Source organism: Alteromonas sp. K632G (genome assembly GCF_017653625.1).
Taxonomy (GTDB): Bacteria; Pseudomonadota; Gammaproteobacteria; order Enterobacterales; family Alteromonadaceae; genus Alteromonas; species Alteromonas naphthalenivorans.
This window is the reverse complement of record NZ_JAGGDM010000005.1, coordinates 91154-114500: the sequence shown is the minus strand read 5'-3', so window position 1 is coordinate 114500 and position 23347 is coordinate 91154. Positions and strand designations below refer to the sequence as shown.

The 23347-nt window shown below is 46.0% G+C and carries 19 protein-coding genes; 14 read left to right on the top strand and 5 right to left on the bottom strand.

Annotated elements, in window-relative coordinates; translation table 11 throughout:
• Positions 1–137 precede the first annotated feature (137 nt).
• Genes hemC through J5X92_RS06760 form a run of 4 tightly spaced genes read left to right on the top strand, consistent with a single transcriptional unit; the run spans position 138 to position 4218 of the window.
• Positions 138–1073: a hydroxymethylbilane synthase gene (hemC, locus tag J5X92_RS06775; protein ID WP_126872726.1), complete on the top strand. Its 936-nt coding sequence runs from the start codon at positions 138–140 to the stop codon at positions 1071–1073.
• Between the two features lie 35 nt (positions 1074–1108).
• Complete coding sequence (locus tag J5X92_RS06770) at positions 1109–1840, top strand: uroporphyrinogen-III synthase (RefSeq protein ID WP_208805172.1); 732 nt, start codon at positions 1109–1111, stop codon at positions 1838–1840.
• A complete protein-coding gene (locus J5X92_RS06765) occupies positions 1841–3049 on the top strand; it encodes a uroporphyrinogen-III C-methyltransferase (protein WP_013786074.1) in 1209 nt (402 codons plus the stop codon).
• The gene (locus J5X92_RS06760; protein ID WP_126872675.1) at positions 3046–4218 is read left to right on the top strand and encodes a heme biosynthesis HemY N-terminal domain-containing protein; all 1173 of its coding nucleotides are present in this window, start codon (positions 3046–3048) and stop codon (positions 4216–4218) included. Before J5X92_RS06765 ends, J5X92_RS06760 begins: the two co-directional genes overlap by 4 nt.
• A gap of 102 nt (positions 4219–4320) precedes the next feature.
• Here J5X92_RS06760 and hydA read toward each other — a convergent pair whose 3' ends face one another.
• The 5 genes from hydA to J5X92_RS06735 all read right to left on the bottom strand — a co-directional run bounded on the left by hydA (position 4321) and on the right by J5X92_RS06735 (position 11811).
• Complete coding sequence (hydA, locus tag J5X92_RS06755) at positions 4321–5772, bottom strand: dihydropyrimidinase (protein WP_126872676.1); 1452 nt, start codon at positions 5770–5772, stop codon at positions 4321–4323.
• Positions 5773–5796: 24 nt separating this feature from the next.
• Positions 5797–7272, bottom strand: a complete 1476-nt coding sequence (locus J5X92_RS06750; RefSeq protein WP_013786077.1) for an NCS1 family nucleobase:cation symporter-1 — start codon at positions 7270–7272, stop codon at positions 5797–5799.
• Positions 7269–8543: a Zn-dependent hydrolase gene (locus J5X92_RS06745; RefSeq protein ID WP_013786078.1), complete on the bottom strand. Its 1275-nt coding sequence runs from the start codon at positions 8541–8543 to the stop codon at positions 7269–7271. Before J5X92_RS06745 ends, J5X92_RS06750 begins: the two co-directional genes overlap by 4 nt.
• A 395-nt stretch (positions 8544–8938) precedes the next feature.
• On the bottom strand, positions 8939–10438 hold the full coding sequence (locus J5X92_RS06740) for a CoA-acylating methylmalonate-semialdehyde dehydrogenase (RefSeq protein ID WP_013786079.1): 1500 nt from the start codon (positions 10436–10438) through the stop codon (positions 8939–8941).
• Between the two features lie 44 nt (positions 10439–10482).
• Positions 10483–11811: an aspartate aminotransferase family protein gene (locus J5X92_RS06735; RefSeq protein WP_013786080.1), complete on the bottom strand. Its 1329-nt coding sequence runs from the start codon at positions 11809–11811 to the stop codon at positions 10483–10485.
• A gap of 102 nt (positions 11812–11913) precedes the next feature.
• Between J5X92_RS06735 and J5X92_RS06730 the strand changes: the two genes are divergently transcribed.
• From J5X92_RS06730 to J5X92_RS06685, 10 genes are all read left to right on the top strand, one after another.
• Entirely contained in the window at positions 11914–12843 is a 930-nt protein-coding gene (locus tag J5X92_RS06730; protein ID WP_126872677.1) for a LysR family transcriptional regulator, read from the top strand.
• A 134-nt stretch (positions 12844–12977) separates the two neighbouring features.
• The gene (locus tag J5X92_RS06725) at positions 12978–13607 is read left to right on the top strand and encodes a TetR family transcriptional regulator C-terminal domain-containing protein (RefSeq protein ID WP_013786082.1); all 630 of its coding nucleotides are present in this window, start codon (positions 12978–12980) and stop codon (positions 13605–13607) included.
• Positions 13608–13936: 329 nt separating this feature from the next.
• On the top strand, positions 13937–15094 hold the full coding sequence (gene cofG, locus J5X92_RS06720) for a 7,8-didemethyl-8-hydroxy-5-deazariboflavin synthase CofG (RefSeq protein ID WP_013786083.1): 1158 nt from the start codon (positions 13937–13939) through the stop codon (positions 15092–15094).
• The gene (gene cofH, locus J5X92_RS06715; protein ID WP_013786084.1) at positions 15087–16436 is read left to right on the top strand and encodes a 5-amino-6-(D-ribitylamino)uracil--L-tyrosine 4-hydroxyphenyl transferase CofH; all 1350 of its coding nucleotides are present in this window, start codon (positions 15087–15089) and stop codon (positions 16434–16436) included. The genes cofG and cofH overlap by 8 nt, the downstream gene beginning before the upstream one ends.
• Positions 16433–17389 (top strand): 2-phospho-L-lactate transferase, encoded by a 957-nt coding sequence (gene cofD, locus J5X92_RS06710; RefSeq protein WP_126872680.1) that lies wholly within the window; start codon positions 16433–16435, stop codon positions 17387–17389. The genes cofH and cofD overlap by 4 nt, the downstream gene beginning before the upstream one ends.
• On the top strand, positions 17382–17993 hold the full coding sequence (gene cofC, locus J5X92_RS06705) for a 2-phospho-L-lactate guanylyltransferase (RefSeq protein WP_208805171.1): 612 nt from the start codon (positions 17382–17384) through the stop codon (positions 17991–17993). Before cofD ends, cofC begins: the two co-directional genes overlap by 8 nt.
• Before the next feature lie 10 nt (positions 17994–18003).
• On the top strand, positions 18004–18786 hold the full coding sequence (gene cofE, locus J5X92_RS06700; protein WP_013786087.1) for a coenzyme F420-0:L-glutamate ligase: 783 nt from the start codon (positions 18004–18006) through the stop codon (positions 18784–18786).
• Entirely contained in the window at positions 18783–19463 is a 681-nt protein-coding gene (npdG, locus tag J5X92_RS06695) for an NADPH-dependent F420 reductase (RefSeq protein WP_126872683.1), read from the top strand. The genes cofE and npdG overlap by 4 nt, the downstream gene beginning before the upstream one ends.
• Before the next feature lie 130 nt (positions 19464–19593).
• Positions 19594–20595, top strand: coding sequence for a TIGR03842 family LLM class F420-dependent oxidoreductase (locus J5X92_RS06690; protein WP_013786089.1), 1002 nt, complete (start codon positions 19594–19596; stop codon positions 20593–20595).
• Positions 20596–20992: 397 nt separating this feature from the next.
• Positions 20993–23311, top strand: a complete 2319-nt coding sequence (locus J5X92_RS06685) for a TonB-dependent receptor (RefSeq protein ID WP_244360374.1) — start codon at positions 20993–20995, stop codon at positions 23309–23311.
• The last annotated feature ends 36 nt before the right edge of the window (positions 23312–23347 follow it).

The following is a 23347-nucleotide window of genomic DNA, read 5'->3' as shown; positions in this document are numbered from 1 at the left end:
TTTCGCAACTGTAAACCTGTGCGCAAGTTAAAGATTTAAGTACAATGTATTTATAGTCGAACAAAAGCCTCAAGCAAAAGCCGTCAGGTTGCTTTAGGTTCTATGCCTTAATCAAGGCCCTAGACAGGATATTAATGATGCAAGCAGCCCCCAAGAGAACAATTCGTATCGCCACTCGCAAAAGCGCGCTGGCGCTGTGGCAAGCAGAATACGTGAAAGCGAAACTGTTAGAGCATCACGATGGGATAGCGGTTGAGTTGGTGCCTATGAGCACTCAGGGCGATAGAATACTTGATACGCCGCTGGCGAAAATTGGTGGTAAAGGCTTGTTTATAAAAGAGCTTGAAGTCGCCATGTTAGAAGGCAGAGCCGATATTGCCGTGCATTCAATGAAAGATGTACCGGTTGAATTCCCAGAAGGCTTTGGCCTTCACGCTATTTGCGAACGCGAAAACCCATTTGATGCCTTTGTTTCAAATCACTTCGATAATTTAGACGCGTTACCAGAAGGTGCTGTGGTGGGTACCTCGAGCCTTCGCCGCCAATGCCAAATTCGTAAGCATCGCCCAGATCTGAAAATTAAAGACTTACGCGGCAATGTGAATACCCGCCTCGCCAAACTAGATGCGGGCGAATACGATGCCATCATTCTTGCCTCGGCGGGCCTCATACGTTTGGGCATGGAAGAGCGCATTAAAACGGGCTTACCGGCTTCGGTATCACTTCCTGCCGTTGGGCAAGGTGCTGTAGGTATTGAGTGTCGCAATGACGATGCCGAGCTTATTGCGTTACTTCAAGCGCTGAACCATGGTGAAACTCAAACCCGAGTGAGCGCAGAGCGTGCTATGAATGAACGCTTAGAAGGCGGTTGCCAAGTACCTATTGGTAGTTTTGCTACCCTTGACGGAGACAGCATAACCTTAACCGGCATGGTGGGACAGCCAGATGGCTCAACCTTATTGTTCGCTTCTGCAACAGGCCCTACAAAAAATGCGAAGAGTATTGGCGTAGAAGTCGCCGAGGCATTGCTTGAACAAGGTGCAGGGGAAATTCTTAGCGCATTGTATGACTAATGTATGTTAACGCTAACATATGCGGTTGCTGACTTATGCTATTAATTACCCGCCCGCTTCCTAAGTTACAGGCAAGTGCAGATGCTTTCGAACAGGCGGGTATTGATACAATAGGCGTTGCTACATCAGATATTCAAAGCATCCCTAGTAAGGCAGGCAAGCTACAACAGTTTTTGTTGGGCTCGCCCAGCATTAATATTATTATTGTTACTAGCATTTATGCCGTGCCAGCAGCACTTCACGCACTTAATCAAGCCTCTTTTTTATCTGCGCCCCCTACGTTAATAGCGGTTGGCGATGCCACGGCTAACGCATTACACAGCACTAATTTACCTTTAAAAATCGTCACCCCTTCGCTACATACGTCCGAAGGTATACTGGTCATGCAGCAACTTAATGAGGCAAACTGTACACAAGTCGTTATTATAAAGGGCGAAGGTGGTAGAGATACGCTTTCTCACGTTTTGGGCGAGAGAGGCATATCGGTTACCGAGTTTTGTGTTTATAAAAGAGAACCACTTACAAACCCAATTTACACAAAGCGCTGGAAAATTGGCGATGTTAGCGGCATTATCGCTACAAGCGAGAATTTAGCAAAGCAACTTATTTCTACTCATAGTAGACAAATATTAGCGTTGCCCTGGTTAACGGTAAGTGAACGAGTTGCAACGAGTTTACGTAATCTTGGGATAGCACGCGTTTCGGTGTGCAACCGCGCCACCGATCAGGCATTAATTGCCTGGGTAAAGGAAAATTGGGAGTATTAAATGTCTGACAAGAATGAGAAGGACCCTCAAAACGGGGAATTGGTAAGCGTGGAATCATCATCAAGTACGACATCAGAAGCGACGTCAGCGAACACGGCTTCCGCTAGCGATACCGTATCACCTAAAGCTTCATCTAAAAGCACACCACAAAAAACGAAAAAATCGTCGGGAACCAAGCTTCTATGGTTTGTGGTTATTATTATTTTCCTTTTAGTTCTAGGCATTATTGGTGCTGGTTACTGGTACTACACCCAACAACAAGGCAGCAGCGATTCCCTTGCCAAAGCCCAACAGGCAAATACAGCGCAAGTCAACGACATGCTTGCCGATCGTAAGCAGACAGCAGACGCATTGCGTACGCTAAATAGGCAAAACGATGAATTGAAAGAGACGCTTAATGCACTGCAACAACAAAACAGTGCGTTAGTGCAACAAGCAGAAGCAACCCAGCAACAACTCAATAGCATGGAAGGTCAGCGCCCTGCCGATTGGCTTATTGCCGAGGCTGATTATTTGGTTCGCATGGCAGGTAGAAAATTGTGGTTGGAAAACGATGTTCGTACAGCAACCTTGTTATTAGTGAACGCAGATAAGCGATTGAAATCACTAGCCGACCCTTCGGTGTTGCCGGTTCGCGCTAAACTTGCTGAAGACATTCAAACCCTTCAGCAAATGAACCCAGTATCACAAAGTTCAGTGGCGCTTGCCCTCACCGGCATGTTGGCGCAAATCGATAAGTTACCGTTAGATACCTTTGAAAAACCAGTAGACGCAAATGCTGATAGCAACGAACTGTCTGAATCGGCGGACGACTGGAAAGAGAACCTTGCGAAAGTATGGCACTCCATTGTCGATGGTTTCTTAACCGTGAAAAGCTTAGAGGGTCCGGTTGAACCTGTGATGTCGCTGCAAGCTCAATTTTTAGTGAAAGAGCAGCTTCGCTTACAATTAATGCACGCTCAGTCTGCTGCACTTAAAGCGGACTCAGGTCTGTATGAGCAATCTTTGCTTTACGCTAAAACCATGCTTGAAGAGCATTACGATGTAGAAAAGAGCCAAGTTACTGGTTTTATCTCAGCACTTGATAACCTTGTTGATACCGACATTTCACAACCAATCCCTAGTCAGTTGGCATCACAAAAGCCGCTTGAGCAATTATTAGAATCTCGTGTAAAACAAGCATTCAGTCAGGGAGCTAGCGCATTATGAAATGGTTAGTCATTGCCCTTGCGGTGCTGGCCGCATTTATTGTTGCGCTTATTGTTGGCCCCATGATTTTGGGCGACAAAGGCTACGTGCTGATTTCATTAGGTAATACCGCGATAGAAACCAGCCTAATTGGTTTTTGCATTATCATTATTTGCGCCATTATCAGCTGGTATATTATCTCTAAGTTGGTGTTATGGACATTAAGCTTGGTAACGGGATCTCACCGTTGGTTTGGTGCATTAGGTGAGCGTAAACGCAAGCGTGCCTTTTACCATGGTTTACAGTCATTAGCAGCTGGCGACCTAAAAAGTGCTCACAAGGCACTTAGCCAAACCACAAATGGTGATTTTGAAGGGGTAAACTACTTGGCTGCCGCACAAGTAGCACAAAGCCAAAACGACCCACAAAAAGCCCGTTACTTCTTACTGCAAGCAGCAGAGTATGACAGTGCCAAAGTAGCTGCCACTATCGTGATGGCGCGCATTGATGTTTCTGAAGGTAAGTATACCGACGCACTTGAAAAGCTAGACAGCTTAGATGAAGAAGAAGCCAACAACCCACAAGTGATACAACTTAAAGCGTCGATAATGGCAGAGCAAGGCCAATGGCAAACCTTGCAAGAAAAGCTAAGCGGTTGGCGCAAGGCGTTACCGAAAGAAGATTACACCTTATGGTCGCAGCGAATTGCCAAGGGCAAGCTAGCTGAAATTGCCAGTAAAAACGGCGCTGCTGAGCTTAAAACCCACTGGGAAGGGTTACCGCGTAAAATTAAGCAAGACGACGCATATCGCGCGGCCTATATTCAACAATTGCTTGAACAAGGCATGCATGCCGAAGCACAAACGCTGCTAGTAGAGTGGCAAAAACGTGGCCCGCACCCTGCTCTATTTCCCTATTTCACCCAGTTGAACATTCCGAATGCTGCCCCTTCACTGCGGTTGCTGGAAAGCTGGATTAAACAAGACAGCGAAAATGTTGAGTTATATTCAACGTTGGGAAGAGTCGCGTTTAACGCTGGTGACGACATTCTAGCGGAGAAAGTGTTATTAAAAGCCGTGAAGATGGAATCGAACAAAGATGACCTGTTATTGCTGTCAGCCATTAGTGAACGTAGACACGATAGCACCACGGCGTTGCAATATTATAAGGAAGGTCAACAGCTGGTGTAGCTTTACGCTGTAAGCTTTTAATTTAAAAGAAGATAAAAGAAAGGCCAGTCATTTCAAATCGACTGGCCTTTTTCTTTTTTATTGTACGCTATACGCTGAGTTTTACGCTGATGTGCGGTCTACCGCTTTAGGTTCGGCTAAGGCTTTACGCCGTTGCAGCGATTGATAAAACGGTGCGTAAGTGGGGCGCATCACGTATTTACCATCGCCCGCCTTTGCTAATAACTCGCCATTTTGCCACGCGATATTACCGTTACAAATGGTCATAACGGGCACACCTGTAATTTCCATACCTTCGAAAATATTGGTTTCAATATTCGACATATGGGTGTCGGCAGAAATCACTTTTGTGCCTTTCGGATCCCATATCACTAAATCAGCATCCGAGCCTTCCCGTACCGCGCCTTTGGCAGGATACATATTGAAGATTTTGGCAGCATTGGTAGACGTCACTGCCACAAACTCGTTAGGGGTAATTTTGCCGCCGTTAACGCCTTTTTCCCATAATACCGCCAAGCGTTCTTCTACCCCGGCAGTGCCGTTTGGAATTTGAGTGAAGTTGTCTTTACCCATGGCTTTTTGTTCATTACAAAAAGCGCAGTGGTCGGTAGCGGTGGTTTGCAACGTGCCCGATTGTAGGGCTTTCCATAGTACGTCTTGATGCTTTTTAGGCCTAAACGGTGGGCTCATAACGTGGGCCGCTGCGCGCTCCCAACTGACATCTTGATACACGCTATCATCTACCGTTAAATGCCCAGCCAGCACTTCACCATAAACGTGGTGCCCGCGCTGCTGTGCATAACGAATAGCATCAACCGACTCTTCCACCGAGCAATGCACTAAATACAAAGGTGCACCTAGGGTTTCAGCAATACTAATGGCACGGTAAGCCGCTTCACCTTCAACCATAGGCGGGCGAGATAATGGATGCGCTTCAGGCCCTGTTATGCCTTTTTCCATTAATTGCTGTTGTAAGTGATACACCAATTCACCGTTTTCAGCATGCACGGTTGCAATAGCGCCCAATTCCATACAACGGGTAAAGCTAGACACCAGAATATCATCGGTGGCCATGATGGCATTTTTATAAGCCATGAAGTGCTTAAAGCTATTAATGCCGTATTCGGTAGCCAGGGTTTCCATGTCTTTATGAACGCTGTCATCCCACCAGGTTATCGCCACGTGGAAGGTATAGTTAGACATGGATTTTTCAGACCAGTCTCGCCACTGCTGATAAGCCTCCATCAAAGGCTGTCCTGGGCTGGGGATAACAAAGTCAATAATGGTCGTGGTGCCACCTGCTAGGGCGGCAGCGGTGCCAGAGGCAAAGTCATCGGCGGCTACCGTACCCATAAATGGCAGTTGCATATGTGTGTGCGGGTCGATGCCACCCGGCATGATTAGCTTTTCAGAGACATCGACTATCTCTACATCTGATTCATTTACAGCAAGATCTTCGCCTATTTTAGTAATTTTTCCGTCTTCGCAAAGTACATCGGCTTTGTAAGTCATTTCGTGGGTAACTACGGTACCACCGCGTAATAATATGGCCATTTTTGTGTCCTGTTTCGCGTAAAATTAAGAGGCTTTTGCTAGCTCACCAACGTTTGTGTTCACGGTGTTAACTAGCTTGCCCGCCGCAAAGTAATAAATGATGGCGCCAGAAATAGAACCGGTAAACCATCCATAGTTATAAAACCATGTGAATACATCTGCAGTAATGGCTAACAATGTGATGCCAACTGGAATTAAGAAAGCAACAAAACCAGCCCAATTCACTTTCGGGTAAGCGGCACTGCTGGTGTACAGTGCGGCTACATCTAGCTCTTGTTTTCTAATCAGGAAGTAATCAACAATCATTATGCCCGCAATAGGGCCCAGTAAGCTTGAATAACCCAGCAACCAATTTGAGTACAGGCTTTCTACACTAACGTCAGACTCTATAATGCCGGCCTTCTTTAATAGCTCCCAACTCATCAATAACACACCTACTAAGCCAGTTAATAAAACGCCGCGGGTATGGTTAATATATTTTGGTGCTATGTTTTGAAAATCGTTGGTGGGAGATACTACGTTAGCGGCGGTGTTAGTAGATAAGGTAGCCACAATAATAAGTAGCATGGCGATTGCCACAAAAAACGGGCTATCAATATGACCAATAAGCGTTACCGGATCGGATACGGTTTCACCAACTAAGGTCACTGACGCAGAGGTCAGTAATACCCCTAAGGCAGCAAACATAAACATGGTGAGGGGTAAGCCTATGATTTGCCCAGTTACTTGGGCTTTTTGGCTTTTAGCATAACGACTGAAATCAGGAATATTTAACGACAGTGTTGCCCAAAAACCTACCATGGCAGTGAGTCCGGCGAAGAAATAGCTGAAAAAGCCTGCATCTTCAGGGCGACTTGCGGGTGTGGCTAAAACCTCAGTAACCGATACTTTATCACTCGCCCACCAAATAAGCCCTGCACCTACAATAAGGAGCAACGGGGCAGCTAGGGTTTCTAACCATTTAATCGACTCTGACCCTTTAATTACGATAAAGACATTTAACGCACCAAAAGCAAAAAAGCCAATGACTTCCCCCATACCGCCAAGCTGGGCCCAGCCGTCTGATACCGACGATAAAAACAAATGGATGGCAAGGCCACCAAACATGGTTTGAATACCAAACCAGCCGCAGGCTACAAAACCCCGAATTAAGCAGGGAATATTCGAGCCCACCACACCAAACGATGAACGAAGTACCACCGGAAAGGGAATACCAAACTTAGTGCCAGGAAAGGCGTTTAACGTAAGAGGAATAAGTACCACTATGTTTGCTAACAAAATAGTGAATAAGGCTTCCATCACCGATAAACCGAAGTAGCTGGTAAGCACGCCGCCAAGGGTGTAAGTAGGTACGCACACCGCCATACCTACCCATAGCGCCGCTATGTTTCCCGTACCCCACGTACGCTCAGAAAGCTTAGTAGGTGCAAGGTCTTCGTTAAAATAGTCGCTCTCGGTCACCGATTTACTAAGTGTGACCTCACTGATTTCTGAACTCATACGCTTGCTCCCTCGTCTTCAGTAACAGGGGCACCAGCGGCTTCAGCAATACGCTTGCTGGCGGTTAACATGGTATGAAGCAACACATTTGCGCCATCTTCACATTGCTCAGGGCTAGAGTATTCAATTTCGTTGTGGCTAATACCATTTTCACAAGGCGTGAAAATCATGCCCGCAGGAACTAGGTCGGCCATATAACAGGCATCGTGACCTGCGCCCGCGTAGATATCCATGTGTGAATACCCTAAGTTTTCAGTGGCGGCTTTCACATCATCCGAGGCATTAAATTCGACCGGCGCAAAGTACCAGAAGTTATCCACGGTAATCTCTAAATTACGCTCTTTGGCTACCGCGTCGCAGTAGGCCACGAACTCTTCATGCATGGTAGCCAACACGTCGGGGTTAGGATTACGTAAATCGGCGCTGAATTTCACGTTTCCAGGAATAGTATTACGTGAATTTGGATAAACCTGCATAAAACCTACGGTGCCCAAGCCGTTGTCATAACGGTTAGCTAGCGATTCGATTTCCGCTACAATTTTGCCTGTGGCAACCATGGCATCTTTGCGTAAGTGCATTGGCGTGGTGCCAGAATGAGACTCTTGGCCTTGTATTTCTACGTTGTACCAACGAATACCTTGGCCTAAACGTACTACACCAATGCGCTTTTCTTCATCTTCTAATATTGGGCCTTGCTCAATATGGGCTTCAAAAAAGGCGCCTATATTACGGCTACCTAACTCTTCTTCACCCAAGTAGCCTATGCGAGCTAATTCGTCGCCTAAACGTAAACCGTTCACGTCGGTTTTATCTAGTTCTTGTTGTAAATCAAAACGGCCTACATATACGCCAGAACCTTGCATGGCAGGCTGAAAGCGTGAGCCTTCTTCGTTGGTCCACACACTAACTTCAATGGGGGTTGGGGTAGTAATATTATTTTCATGTAGGGTGCGAAGTACTTCAACACCTGACAATACACCGAATACGCCGTCGAACTTACCACCAGTAGGTTGAGTATCTAAGTGGCTGCCGGTGGCAACAGAAGGGAGTTCGTTATTAATACCTGGGCGTTTGGCGAATATATTCCCGAATTTATCTACTTTAATCTCACATCCAGTGGCTTCACACCATGCGCAAAACAAGTCTCTAGCTTGCTTGTCTAGATCTGTGCCGGCCAAGCGGTTACATCCGCCTTTTTCAGTGCCGCCAATCTCGCCCATTTCCATCAGGCTGTCCCATAATCTTTGACCGTTAATTCTAAGCTTATCCATTGTTTTGTCCTCGCAGGTGGAAGGTTATTCCTATTAACACTTTGCCCCAAGTTAGCTCAGCGAACGTACTATAAGAGTGCAACCTTGATAAATTTATTTACCAAACGGTAAATGTAATTTCTCTTTGATTTTGTACTGATTGTTCACTCATTATTATGTATCGCTACTATTGCTGAGACGCCTAAAGCAAAGGGCGTGATTATTCTTTTGTCTAATGCGCTGTTCTATTTTTAGGCGCTTAATTAATGCCGATAACATTGTAAAAATTGACCGAATGGTAAATTCTTATATTTTGGACTTTCAACATCTATGCCAGCGGCCGTTGCACCGGTTTTTAATGGCCAACGAAGTTCGCTGATTTGCGAACTTCATCGGTTTAAACGCTAGCTTTATGACTAATTGCTTGGGAAAGAAAATTGACTGCCTTCACGCAAATTCGTTGAAGGCCAGCGTTGCGTAATGGCTTTTCTACGTGTGTAGAAACGTACGGAGTCCGGCCCGTAAGCATGTAAATCGCCAAACAATGAGCGCTTCCAACCACCAAAGCTGTGGTAAGACACTGGCACGGGTAACGGTACGTTCACACCCACCATGCCCACTTGAACCTGATCGATAAAGAAGCGCGCGGCTTCACCATCGCGGGTGAATATACAGGTACCATTTCCGTATTCATGCTCGTTAATTAGCTCAAGTGCGGTCTGCATATCAGGTACACGTAGCATCACAAGTACAGGGCCAAAAATCTCTTTTTGGTAAATTTCCATGTGAGGTTTTACCTTGTCGAACAAGGTAGCTCCTAAGAAATAGCCTTCTTCAAAACCTTCTACACTAAGCTTTCTACCATCGTTAACTAAATCGGCTTCTTGGCTAACACCTGAGTCGATGAACCCACTCACGGTATCGAAATGTTGAGCACTGATTAACGGCCCCATGTCATTACTGTTGTCGTTACCCGCACCCACTTTTAAGGTTTCGATTTGTGCAGACAAACGGTCACGCAGGGTATCACCCATTTCATCACCCACCGCTAGTACAACCGATAACGCCATACAGCGTTCGCCGCATGAGCCAAACGCAGCGCCCATGAGTGCATTAACAACGTTATCAACATCGGCATCTGGCATAACAATGGCGTGGTTTTTCGCGCCACCTAAGGCTTGGCAGCGCTTACCGTTAGCACTGGCTTTTTGATAAATAGCTTCGGCAACAGGCGTTGAACCTACAAAACTTACCGCTTGAATCGTTGGGTCTTCTAATAAGTGGTCAACGGCAGCTTTGTCGCCGTTTACTACATTTAGCACGCCCGGCGGCAAGCCTGCTTCAGCCGCAAGAGCCGCAATGTATAAAGCGCTGGAAGGATCTTTTTCAGATGGCTTTAATACGAAGGTGTTGCCACACATGATAGCGCTTGGCCACATCCATAAAGGTACCATGGCCGGAAAGTTAAACGGCGTAATACCTGTCACTACGCCTAGGGGCTGGAATTCACTCCACGCGTCAATGCCCGGGCCCACGTCTTTGCTGTGCTCACCTTTTAGCAATTGAGGCATGCCACAGGCGAACTCAACGTTTTCAATACCGCGCTGCAACTCACCTTTCGCATCGTGTAGCACTTTGCCGTGCTCTTCACTAATCAGTTCACAAATTTTGTCACTGTGTTGCTCTAGCAATACTTTTAAGCGAAACATAACCTGTGCACGCTTTGCTGGTGGCGTGGCACGCCATGCTGGATAAGCCGCTTTTGCTGAATCTATCGCCTTTTGTACTAATGCCGACGACGCCATTTCTACTTGTCCGCACACCGCGCCAGTAGAAGGGTTGTGGATATCAATCAAATTTCCATCTTGCGGCGCTACGTGTTCGCCATGAATGAAGTGTCCTACCAATGAAGTCATATCTGTATCTCTTTTTGCGTAAGTGGATATAAGACGGTAAAGGGCTACTTGCCCATTAAGGTGTCTTGCATCGCGTTAATTAAGGTGTCGATTTCCGCTTTTTCGGTGGTAAACGGAAGGCCTAACTGAATAGTGTCGCCGCCGTAGCGTACGTAAAACCCTTTCTTCCACATGGCGTCAGCGATTTCATACGGGCGCCTTGCCGGTTCGCCTGGGTAGCTTTCAATGCTAAACCCTGCAGCAAATCCGAAGTTTCGAATATCACTCACGAATGGCATGCCTTTTAAGCTATGCACGGCCTCTTCAAAATACGGACTAAGTTCGGCAACCCGGCTAACAAGCTTTTCTTGTTCTAGAATATCAAGAGCAGCCATGGCTGCAGCGCAAGCAACAGGGTGGCCGGAGTAGGTGTAACCGTGTGGCAATTCAATGTTGTAGTCGGCACCGCCTGCGTTAATCACAGTGTCGTAGATAAATTCGCGAGCCAATACCGCGCCCATAGGAACAGCGCCATTGGTGATCTGCTTGGCCACGTTAATCATATCGGGTACTACATCAAACGCATCGGCGCCAAATAAGCTACCTGTGCGGCCAAAGCCCGTAATCACTTCATCGAAAATAAGTAAAATATCGTGCTGGTTACACAGTTCACGTAAGCGGCGTAAATAGGCTTTTGGTGGAACGATAACCCCAGCAGAACCACTCATTGGCTCAACTATTACTGCCGCAATATTCGACGCATCATGTAATGCCACCATTTCGATAAGCTCATCAGCAAGCTCTTCACCATAGTTCGGTGCGCCTTTGCAGAATTGATTGTTCGGCAACAAGGTATGTGAAAGGTGATCAGACTCCATGGCTGGCCCCCACATTTTTCGGTTTGCGCCAATGCCGCCAAAGCTAATGCCGCCCCAGCTTGCACCGTGATAGCCTTTCGCGCGACCAATAATACGGGTTTTAGTAGGCTGACCTTGCTGGCGCCAATAGGCACGAGCAATCTTGGTCGATGTATCAGCGGCTTCAGAACCTGAGTTAGTGAAAAACACTTTATTGATGTCGGCCGGCGCCATGTTAGCTAGCCTGTCGGCTAGTTCAAACGCCAAATTGTGGCCATACTGAAAGGCGGGCGCGTAATCTAGCGTTGTTAACTGTTTCGCGACTGCTTCGGCAATTTCAGGGCGGTTATGCCCTGCGCCGCATGTCCATAACCCAGATAATCCATCAAAGATTTTGCGACCATTGTCATCAATGAGGTAATTGCCTTGTGCACCGGTAATCATTTTAGGCGATGCTTTAAACTGGCGATTTGCAGTGTAAGGCATCCACAACGCATCCATTTGCGATTGTGATAGCTTGGAAGCCCACTGGGTCATAATTGTTTTCCTATGATATTTGTTCACTTGGTCTACTTTACCCAGCCTCATAAGTTCGATAAATTATAAATATTCAAATCTTACTTTCATAAACATGAAACTATGCGCGCAATTCTTGGAAATCTATCAGATACAGACATTCGCTTATTAAGAGTATTTATAGTGGTGGCGCAGGCTGGCGGCCTTTCTGCTGCCGAGCTAGAACTCAATATTGGGCGTTCTACCATTAGCCGACATTTAAAAGATTTAGAAACTCGATTGGGTATGGTGCTTTGTCATCGAGGCCGTGGGGGCTTTTCGCTTACCGAAGAAGGAAAGCGAATTTATGAATCGACTCAACGCTTACTGCTGTCTCTACAAGACTTTAGAAATGAAGTTAACGACATGCACCGGCATTTGCAGGGCAATGTGGTGGTAGCCATGTTCGATAAAACCGTGTCGAACGATGCGTGCAAGGTGAATGAAGCCATTTACACCTATCAGCAACAGGCGCCTAATGTGAATGTAGAAATTCATGTGGTGCCGGTTAATACCATTGAGCAAGGCATATTGGATGGGCGCTATCATATTGGCATTATTCCTACCCATCGTTCGTCTTCAAGCCTAAATTACTTACCCTTGTTTGGTGAGCAAATGCATCTGTACTGCGGAAGAAAACACCCCTTTTACATTGAACTTGGCGACATTCCTCGAGAAGAAATATGCGAAGCTAAGTATGCGGGGCTAAGCTTTCACAGCCCAAATATGGATAAAAGTATGTCCTTAGGGCTCAACAAAATGGCGGTAGCGAACGATCAGGAAGGTATTGCCACACTGATTTCTTCGGGCTGTTATTTAGGCTTCTTGCCTGATCATTATGCGGAATCTTTCGTAAAAAAAGGCCAGATGCGCGCTATCGAACCTAATAATTTCGCCTATCATTGTGAATTCGCGGCCATCTATCGTAAGTCACCTAAGCCCACCCGTTTGGTTGAGTTATTTTTAGAAGCCCTTGCCAAGGAACATGGGAAGGAAGAAACAATGGCTATTTAGCGTAGCGATTACACTGACTTTATGACATTCAAGGTTGTGCTTTCAATGCTTAGGTAAGCAGTAAAGAGAACGAACAATAAGAACAAGTGGCAAATTTATACAAGGCCACATGGAAGCGGTAACAGGAAATAAAAATGACAAAACCTACAAAGACGCAGGCCAATCGTGCAAAAACAGAGGCCGGAATTCTACGCGCCGCAGAAGAGGTATTTGCACAAAAAGGGTTTGCTGGCTCTTCAATGGATGCAGTTGCGCAACAAGCCGGCATCTCTAAACAGCTCATTTTGTATTACTTTCCAGGCAAAGATAAGTTGTACCAAGCCGTACTAGAAAACATGATTGATTTATGGCTTGAGAAAATGCAGTTCAACGACGACCCAGAGGCTTCACCAGCCTGCACCATTCGTCAGTACATTCAGCAGAAAATCGAGTTATCTCGTGATTATCCCAATGGGTCAAAAGTATTCGCCCATGAAATTATTAACGGTGCACCTGTACTGAAAACCTATTTGATAGAAAATTTGAAGCCTGCGTTTGAACGAGACGTAAAAATTATTGAGCGCTGGATAGCCGCTGGCCATATTCGCCCTGTCGATCCTAAGCATCTGTTTTTTACCATATGGGCTGCCACGCAAACCTATGCCGACTTCTCAACGCAAATTCAATTACTGTTAGGTAAGCCGTCTTTAGAACAAGATGACTTTAACGAGGCCACTGAATTTTTATGCAATTTCGTTTTAAGTGCCCTAGATGCACAACACTAGTGCATAAAAATTAATTTATCCTTCTTTTTCTGGCGCGCCTCATCGAAAAGGCGCGCCTTTTACTTTCTACTCCCCCTACTTTAGCATCAGCAATAAACCAAATTAAGCCATTGTTATATATAAGATTTAGCAAAATTAAGCCAAGCATTAAAACCTACCCAACTCCCTACTAGCGCACCCAACTTGCTCTATTTTGAGACACACTTCGCACCAAAAAAACCTGCAAATATTTTCTTTACCATTTGGTAAAAACCATGATAAAGATTAAAAAAGCAACAGCCTAAATTGAATATTTAGTGCATTAACCTTACTTGCAGGAGACGCCCATTATGCTATCGCGCCAACACGCCATTGCCCTTGAACATGCTACAGGTGCACAGCTAGATGCACTTTGCGAACAAGCTGCAGGCGTTCGCGATACGCACTGGCCTAATACCCTCACGTACTCACGAAAGATATTTATTCCACTTACAAACATGTGTAGGGATACCTGTGGGTATTGCACGTTTGTAAAACATCCAGATTCGGGGCAAGCCAATATCTTAAACCCAAGTCAGGTGTTAGCTTCCGTGCTAAAAGGTCAGGCGCAAGGGTGTAAAGAAGCATTGTTTAGCTTGGGCGAAAAACCTGAGAAACGTTATCGCTACGCGAAAGATTGGTTGGCCACATTGGGCCATACCAGCATGGTGGATTATCTTACCGAAGTATGTGAAATGGTGCTGGATAAAAGCTTGATGATCCCCCATGTGAATGCTGGAACGTTAACCTTTAACGAACTGAAACAGCTGAAAAACGTAAGCGGCAGCATGGGTATGATGCTCGAGTGCACCAGCGACCGTTTGATGAAAAAGGGCCAACCCCATTATGCCTGTCCAGACAAAGTGCCAGGTATTCGCTTAAAAACGTTGGAAGACGCAGGAAAGCTAGATATTCCCTTCACCACCGGCATTCTTATTGGCATCGGTGAAACGTGGGAAGAACGTGTTGATAGCTTAATGGCGATTAACACCCTGTACCAAGAATACGGCCATATTCAAGAAGTCATTGTTCAGAATTTTCGCGCAAAAGCCGGTACAGCCATGGCAAATGCACCAGAGCCTACCCTAGATGATATGCGCCGCACATTGGCCATGGCACGGTTAATATTAGACCCGGCTATTTCACTGCAGGCGCCGCCTAACCTAGCCCAAGAATACCCTCATTACATAGCGGCAGGCATTAACGATTGGGGCGGCATTTCACCGTTAACGAAAGATTTTATTAACCCTGAACGTAGCTGGCCGCAAATTACAGAATTAGCCACTGCATGCGAGCAACAAGGCTATGCATTGCAAGAGCGTTTAACGGTATATCCAAAGTACCTACAAGCTGGCGAACGTTACGTTACCAAAGCGTTGCATCAAGCTATGCCAGCTTGGCGCAACGACGGCCTTGCCGTAGAGCAATGTATAGATAACACCACTTTTCAAGGAGTTGCTCATGGGTAACATACTGCAAAATATCACCTCGGTTTCACCTTGCGAACTAACCCCAGCGGGCGACTTCACCTTACCGTACAGCGATACGCCTATTCAAAGTAAGCTAAGCCAACTTCGCCCTGCTATTGCACATATTTTACAGCGGGCTTTAGAAGGTAAAATGCTTAACCACGAAGAAGCAGAAGCCTTGTTTTACTGCCAAGGGCCAGAAACAGATGCCTTGTTGCATACCGCAGACATTGTGCGTGAACTGCGCACCGGCAATGATGCATCCTTTGTGATCACTCGTAATATTAACTTTACCAACGTATGCCATATGGGCTGTCAGTTTTGTAATTTTGGGGTGAATAAAAACGCTGGCGATGCAGAGTTTTTAGCCCCTCATCAAGTGGCCGCTAGAGCCAAAGAAGCCCACGCTCGCGGCGCAACAGAAATTTGTGTTCAAGGTGGTTTGCATCCTGACTTACCTGCCGGTTTTTACGGTGATTTACTTGATACGGTGTCATCTACCGTACCCGATATTCATATTCATGCCTATTCGCCCTTTGAAATTTGGTATGGCGCAATGAAAGGCCGCAAAACCTATACAGAATTATTAACCGACTTAAAACAACGTGGCTTGGCTTCTATGCCAGGTACGGCTGCTGAAATTCTTGATACCGAAGTAAGGCGCAAGCTAACTAAAAATAAACTCAGCACCGAAAACTGGCTTAAAATCATCGAAACTGCGCATAACGTTGGCTTACCAACCACATCCACCATTATGTATGGACATATAGATGGGCCATCGCACTGGGCCGCTCATCTTATTTTATTGCGTGACATGCAAGCGCGGACTGGCGGCTTTACCGAATTTGTTCCGTTAGGCTTTATACATAATGACAGCCCCCTTTACAAAAATAACCCTAGCGAAGTAAGAACCGGCCCAACTGCCGATGAGCATTTCAAAATGCACGCCATTGCGCGATTAGTGTTACAAGGCTATATCGATAATATTCAAGCCTCATGGGTAAAAATGGGCCCAGATATGGCGTCAAAAGTGCTACGCGCAGGCGCTAACGACTTAGGCGGTACGCTAATGAACGAGAGTATTTCTCGTGCAGCAGGGGCTAGCCATGGTCAGGAAATTGTCCCTAGGGATATGGTGAACTTTATTCAGCGTGCGGGGCTAAACGCCCATCAGCGCAATACCTCGTACGACGTAGTTACCCCCTACGGCCGAGACAAAAAGCCAGCTCACCAAGAGGCGCTTGTGGGTTCAGAAGTTGCCAAGCCAGTATCTAAAACTGCCAAGCCAGCCATTAGTCCATTTAACGCAGCATCTCACATTCCCGTGAAGGTAAGCGCATGAAGAACATAGTGTTATTCGCAGGCGGCGTAGGCGGTGCAAAAGCCGCAAAGGGCCTGTATCAATCAGACTACAAAGATAACCTAACCATTATTGGCAATGTGGGTGATGACGACGAGTTTCATAATTTATGGGTGTCGCCTGACCTAGACACGCTCACCTACACGTTGGCGAACGAAGTAAATCCAGTCACTGGCTGGGGTCTTAAAAACGACAGCTGCCGCATATTGTCGCGACTTGCTCAGTTTGGATCTAGTACGTGGATGCACTTGGGCGACATGGATATTGCCACCCATATTTTCAGAAGTGCTAAGCGAGCAGAAGGTACTAGCATGACGGCCATCACGCGCCAAATTACTACCCGATTAGGTATTACCGTACCTTTGCTGCCAGCTACCGACGATACCGTGCAAACCCGACTCAAGACCGAAAACGGCTGGGTAGACTTTCAAACTTACTTTGTACATCAACGCTGCGAAGCTGATGTAACTGATATAGCGTACAAAGGTGCAGAGTTCGCCTCTGCCACACCGGAAGTATTAGCCGCCATAGAAGCTGCAGACATCATTGTTTTTGCCCCTAGCAACCCGTTGCTCAGTATTGCACCTATGCTTGCTATACCACAAATTCGCGATGCACTAGCAGCAAGTGAATCCACGAAAATTGCGGTATCGCCACTTATAGGAGGAAAAGCAATAAAAGGCCCTGCTGAAAAGCTACTACAGCAAATGAGCTATACGCCGGGCAACAAAGGCATTGCTGAATTCTACCAAGGCCTGTGCGATGTATTAGTAATTGATAATCAAGATGATGGCGACATAGACACCATCGAAAGCTTTGGCTTACATGCGCATTGCACGTCAACCCTAATGAAATCAGACCAAGACAAAGTCACCCTTATGGAAGAGGTTATTTCGGCGGCCACCGCTTATCAACTGGAGGTGCCTTGTGCATAAACTATGCGTTGTTATTCCAATGAAAGACCCGGCGTTTAGTAAGCAGCGCTTGTCACCGCATTTACCTGCCAGTGTGCGTAAAGCCTTAGCAATCAAACTGTTTAAGAAAACCGTTATGTCGTTAAACGGTGCGTTTCCTCAATGGCAGAAACTGGTAGTAACGCCGTCACTTTATATCGCCGATTTAGCCACCAGCTTGGGTTGCAAGGTCATATTCGAGCAAAAAGGCAGTAATTTAAATACCGCGCTTGCCCAAGCTACTGAGTGGAGTATGTCTCACGGCTTTACCCACCAGCTTATTTTGCCTGCCGATATCGCTCGGTTGGATGCAACCGAACTAACGTCAATTACCTCACTAGCCTCAGGAGACACCTCTGTAGTTATTGGCAGTGCCTATGATGGCGGCACAAACGCGCTTTGCACAACACCACCAAATGCCATCGACTTTGCATTTGGTAAAGCGTCTTCTTATGAACATCATCAAGCTGCTATAGAAAAAGGCTTAAAGTGCGTAACGATACAGCCCAAATACCTAAGTCAAGACATCGACCATCCAGACGATCTTCGGCACGTGAATGACGTTATCGACTCTTTGATTGCTTAAGGTAGAAAGTATGCGAGCACTTACCATCAACACAATTGAAGGCCTACCGGATATCCGCGAAGGCGACAATCTTGTGGGCTTGATAATTGAGAAGCTTACCGCACAGCGACAGGTTTTATGTGAAGGCGATGTATTGGTTATTGCCCAGAAAATCATATCGAAGGCTGAAGGCGCGGTTTGCCATGTTGACGATATTACCCCAACGCAAGAGGCCATAGACGTGGCTGAAAAGGTGAATAAAGACCCTCGCAAAGTTACGGTTATTTTATCGGAATCTACCCGCTTGGTAAAAGTGCATAAACACCCTGGCGCTAACGAAGGCATTATTCTTACCGAACATCGTTTAGGTCATATTAGTGCTAACGCAGCGGTTGATGAGTCGAACACCGATAACCCAGGCGAGTTAATTTTACTCCCCAAAGATCCCGACGCTAGTGCGCGAGAAATTGCTGAAAGTCTATGCAAATATTATGGCGCACCAGCCCACAGTATTGGCGTGGTGATAAGTGATACCTTTGGCCGCCCTTGGCGATTAGGCCAAACCAATGTGGCCATTGGCGTAGCGAATGTGCCCGCCTTAAACCCACTTTTTGGTGAATGTGATGCTTGGGGTCGCCCCCTAAAAGTTACAGCGCCTGCCCTTGCCGATGAACTTGCTGCAGCTTCTGGCTTGCTGATGAGTAAACAAGGTAAGTGTCCCGTTATTTTATTCAAAGGGCTTGAATGGGAAAGTAACCCAGACAGTAAAGCCTCAGACCTGTTAAGACCAACCCAAGAGGATTTATTTGCATGAAGATTGCTATTTTAGGCGGCACTGGCCCGCAAGGTTCGGGGCTAGCGAAACGCTTCGCCCTAGCGGGAATAGACGTCGTTATTGGTTCACGAGATGGTGAGCGGGCAGCAGAAAAAGCCCAAGCATTACAAGAATCTATTGCAGCGGCAAGTACCGCCACAACGGGCACCATCAGTGGCACAGATACGATTGCAGCCACATCGGCAGCGGATGAGTTCGTTATTATTTCAGTACCTTGGGCTGCGCATCACGCGACCTTAGATGCAATCCGTCCATTGCTTCGCGACAAAATCGTTATCGATATTGTTGTACCGCTGGCAGAGAACAACCCCAAAGCGGTTGCCATGCCGCCAGAAGGCTCAGCCACAGAATCTGCCCAAGCATTGTTAGGCGATGACTATGCCGTGGTAGGTGCGCTACATAATGTATCTGCTGTCACCCTTAACAACCTTGAGCAAAGCATTAACTGCGACATTTTGGTCTGCGGTAATCAGCTTGAAGCCAAAAATAAAGTCATAGCATTGCTAGATAACTTAGGTGTTCAAAGTTACAACGCTGGCCTAGCAGAAAGTGCCCGCTGTATTGAAGCCATCACCCCCATTTTGATTCGCTTAAACATATCCAAAGCAGTGCCATTTAGCCATGCAGGTATTCGTATCTGCCCACCCGATCATTAAAACGGCGACGTGAAAAACAAGGTAAGCAGCTAGTGATTAGCTACTAGGTATTAGCTGCCAAATAAATTAAGCAAAGAAAATTAAGTAAAGACACGCATTAAACAAAATAGAAAAAGCAGAGGAAGAACTCATGGAATTTGGTATTACATTTAAAGGCTTTGTTAGCCCAGATCGTGCCCGTAAATTAGTAAAAATGGCCGAAGAAGCCGGTTTCGATTATTGCTGGTTTTACGATTCACACATTCTTTGGCGCGAGTCTTTCGTGGCAATGGCTATGTGTATGGAGCACACCACCAAAATGCGCTTTGGCCCCTGTGTGACTAACCCTAACGTACGTGACTGGTCGGTAGCGGCAAGCTTGTACGCCAGCTTGGCGTTGCAAAGTAATGGCCGTTTCGACATTGGTTTAGGCCGTGGCGATTCTTCCATGCGCGTAATGGGTAAAAAGCCTGCTAACCTAGCCCGCTTAACCGAATTCACTCACAAAGTGAAAGCCATGGTGCGCGGAGAAGAAGTGATGTACGGCGAATGCGAAAAGCCGGTTAAATTCCCTTGGGCTACAGGCTATGAACTGCCAGTTTGGGTGGGCGCTTATGGCCCGAAAGCCCTAGCAGTAGCTGGCGAGCATGGCGATGGTGTTATTCTTCAAATCGGCGACCCAGATTTAGTGCAATGGTTTGGCCAACAGTGCCAAGACGCAGGCAACAAGGTTGAGCGCGACATGAGCGACTTCAAAGTTCAAGCGGCTGCACCTGCATACTTTGGTGACATGGAAACCTGTATTGAAAAAACCAAATGGTTCCCTGCCATGGTAGGTAATCACGTGGCTGATATTGTAGAAAAATACGGTACAGATTCAGGCTTAGTACCAAAAAGCTTAACCGATTATATAGAACAACGTCGTGGCTACGATTATTCAAAACATGGTCAAAGCGATAACCCTTACCTAGACTTTATTACCGACGACATCGTAAAAAGCTTCTGTGTATTAGGTGAAGCTGAAGATCACATTACTAAAATTCAGGCACTTAAAAATGCCGGAACCACGCAATTTAATATCTATTTAGACAACGGTGATGAAGAAAATATTATCACCCGTTACGGCAAAGAAGTTATCCCTGCCTTCCGATAAATTTGGTGACTAGCCAAGGGTGAGTTTCACGTAAATTATTGTCATTTAATTTGCTTGAAACTTCGCCCTACGCTATCGCTTTTCCTTATAGCCATATCAATAAACCCTTTACCCTAAATCAGTTCCAACACCATAAAAAACAAACTTTACCTATATATATTAGCTATTTAAGCACCAACCACCTAATTTCGCTTAAATCACCACATTGTTAATATATTGTAAACTTAGGAAAGTAAATGCCACTTAGTTTCATAAATATGAAACATGACTTCGACACATGAATATTTACCCCTTGGTAAAACCCCTTTAGTTTCGTTAGAACAAAAGTTAATCAAATAAAAAACAAAAAAATACTTCTATGTAGTTTGTAGATGTAACAACAACAAGAAGGGAACACATGATGAAATCGAAACAGACGCTATGCGCTTTAGCAATCGGATTAGCACTTCAATCTTCATACACTGCAGCAGCAGATTCGGTGGTACTTGAAAAAATTACGGTTACTTCGCAAAAGCGTGAGCAATACATAAACGACGTAAGTATTGCGGTAACGGCATTTAGTGGCGAGCAAATGGAGTCACTAGGTTTTGAAAGCAGCACTGATCTTATTGCGTTTACGCCAGGTGTATCCCTAGCCGGTGATATTGGTGGTCAACGTGCCATCTTTAACATTCGCGGTGTTGTACAAAACGATTACGCCGACATTGCTGAAGCTCCTGTTGCGGTATACGTAGATGGCGGGTACTTAGCCAGTACACAAGCGCAAACATTCGGTTTATTCGATATAGCCCGTGTTGAAATATTAAAAGGCCCACAGGGCACCCTTTTTGGCCGTAACGCCACTGGCGGTATGGTAAATACAATTACAGCGAAACCTACTGAAGAAGTGGAAGGTTACGCTGAACTCACTTTCGCTAGCTTCGAACAAAAACGCTTTGAAGGTGCGGTATCTGGCGCATTAAGCGATAAAGTATCGGGCCGTATCTCTGTGATGGCGAACCATATGGGTAACATCCTTGAGAACGTGTACGAAGATGAAGCGGCCCCCGACACCCGTGCCGGAAGTATTGGTGGCGGCGAAGACGGTTACAACGACGATACCAAAGCTTTTCGTGCACAGTTAAACTTTGACTTAAGCGCTAATTCTAACCTTTTGGTTAGTGCAAACTGGGCCGATACCACAAAAAGTGAAGGCCCTTATCAGGTAGTTAATACCACAGAAGTTAAAGACGCTGCTGGTAATGTTATTGATGTTATTTACGCCGCTGACGATCCTCTAGGCTGCGACACCATTCAAGCTGGCGCTTGTGTAGACGGTAACTTTAACGGTGATCCGTTGCGCCCAGTTCAAGGCGGTGACTTTAACGGTAATATCGACCCTGATGGTAGCGGTGAGAAAGTAAATAAAGACTTCGCCTTTGAAGATCAAAACAAAATTAAGTCACGCGGCCTAGCGGCAACCTATGAATATGATTTTGACGACTTCACCTTTACCTCGGTGACCGACTGGAAAAACTTTACCCGTGTTATCGGCCTAGATTCAGATCAAACCGCCTCACCAGAATTGATTTTCCAATCAGACGGCGACATTACCCAGTTCAGTGAAGAGTTGCGCGTAAGCGGCAACACTATGAACAGCAAATGGGTGGCAGGTTTTTATTACTTAAGCATTGAAACCGACTACCTGCAAGGCCTAGCTGCAAGCCCAACGGGCGGTTATTTAGCCGGCGAAGAGCAAAACACGTTAGCCACCATTGATACCGACTCCTACTCTGTATTCGGGCAAATTGACTACGATTTAACCGACGAACTCGTGCTGGTATCGGGTTTACGTTTAGTACGTGAAAATAAGTCGATGGATGGCCAATTGCGTCAAAACGCCAACTTGGTAGACCGTGATATTGAAGTAGATTACGGCATTGATCCATTGGTAGATGTAGCCATGGATAATGATGAAACCATGTGGTCTGCAAAGCTACAGTTAGATTATAAACCAAACTCAGATACGCTTTTATATGCTGGTATTAACCGAGGCGTAAAAGCAGGTAACTTCAACGCGCCTTTAGGCGGTAGTTTTAGCACCTACGACGCCGAAGTACTTCTTGCCTATGAAGCGGGCGCAAAGCTAACCCTTATGGACGGTAAAGCACAGTTAAACAGTAGTATTTTCTACTATGATTACTCTGATTATCAGTCGTTTTCGTGGGTGAATAATGCTGGCGTAGTGTTCAACGAAGACGCGCAATTTACCGGTGCTGAAGTTGAGCTACTATTAAACCCTATTGATGCACTAGACATCATGTTCGGCGTGTCTTACACCGATGCTGTGGTAGAAGATTTAGAAGTAGCTTCAGGCGTATTTGTAGACACCACGCCCCCTTACACACCTGAGTGGCAATCATCAGGTTTAGTACGCTACACATGGGATATAGACAGCGGCAGTATTGCAGCGCTAATCAGCGGTTCATACCAGTCTGAATCTTTCCACAACGCGAGAAACTTTACGGCGCATACCATTGAAAGCCACTTCAAAGCCGATGCACGCATTACCTGGACTGACAAAGAAGATTTATGGAGCGTAGCCGCTTACGTAGATAACCTTACCGATTCAGATCACGAATTAATTGGTTTTGACGTATCAGGTTTCTACGGTACATCACAAATCTCTTATGCGAAACCACGCACTTACGGCGTTACGGTAAGACGTAATTTCTAAGAAAGACGGGGCTCATTGAAGTGACCCCTAATAGTT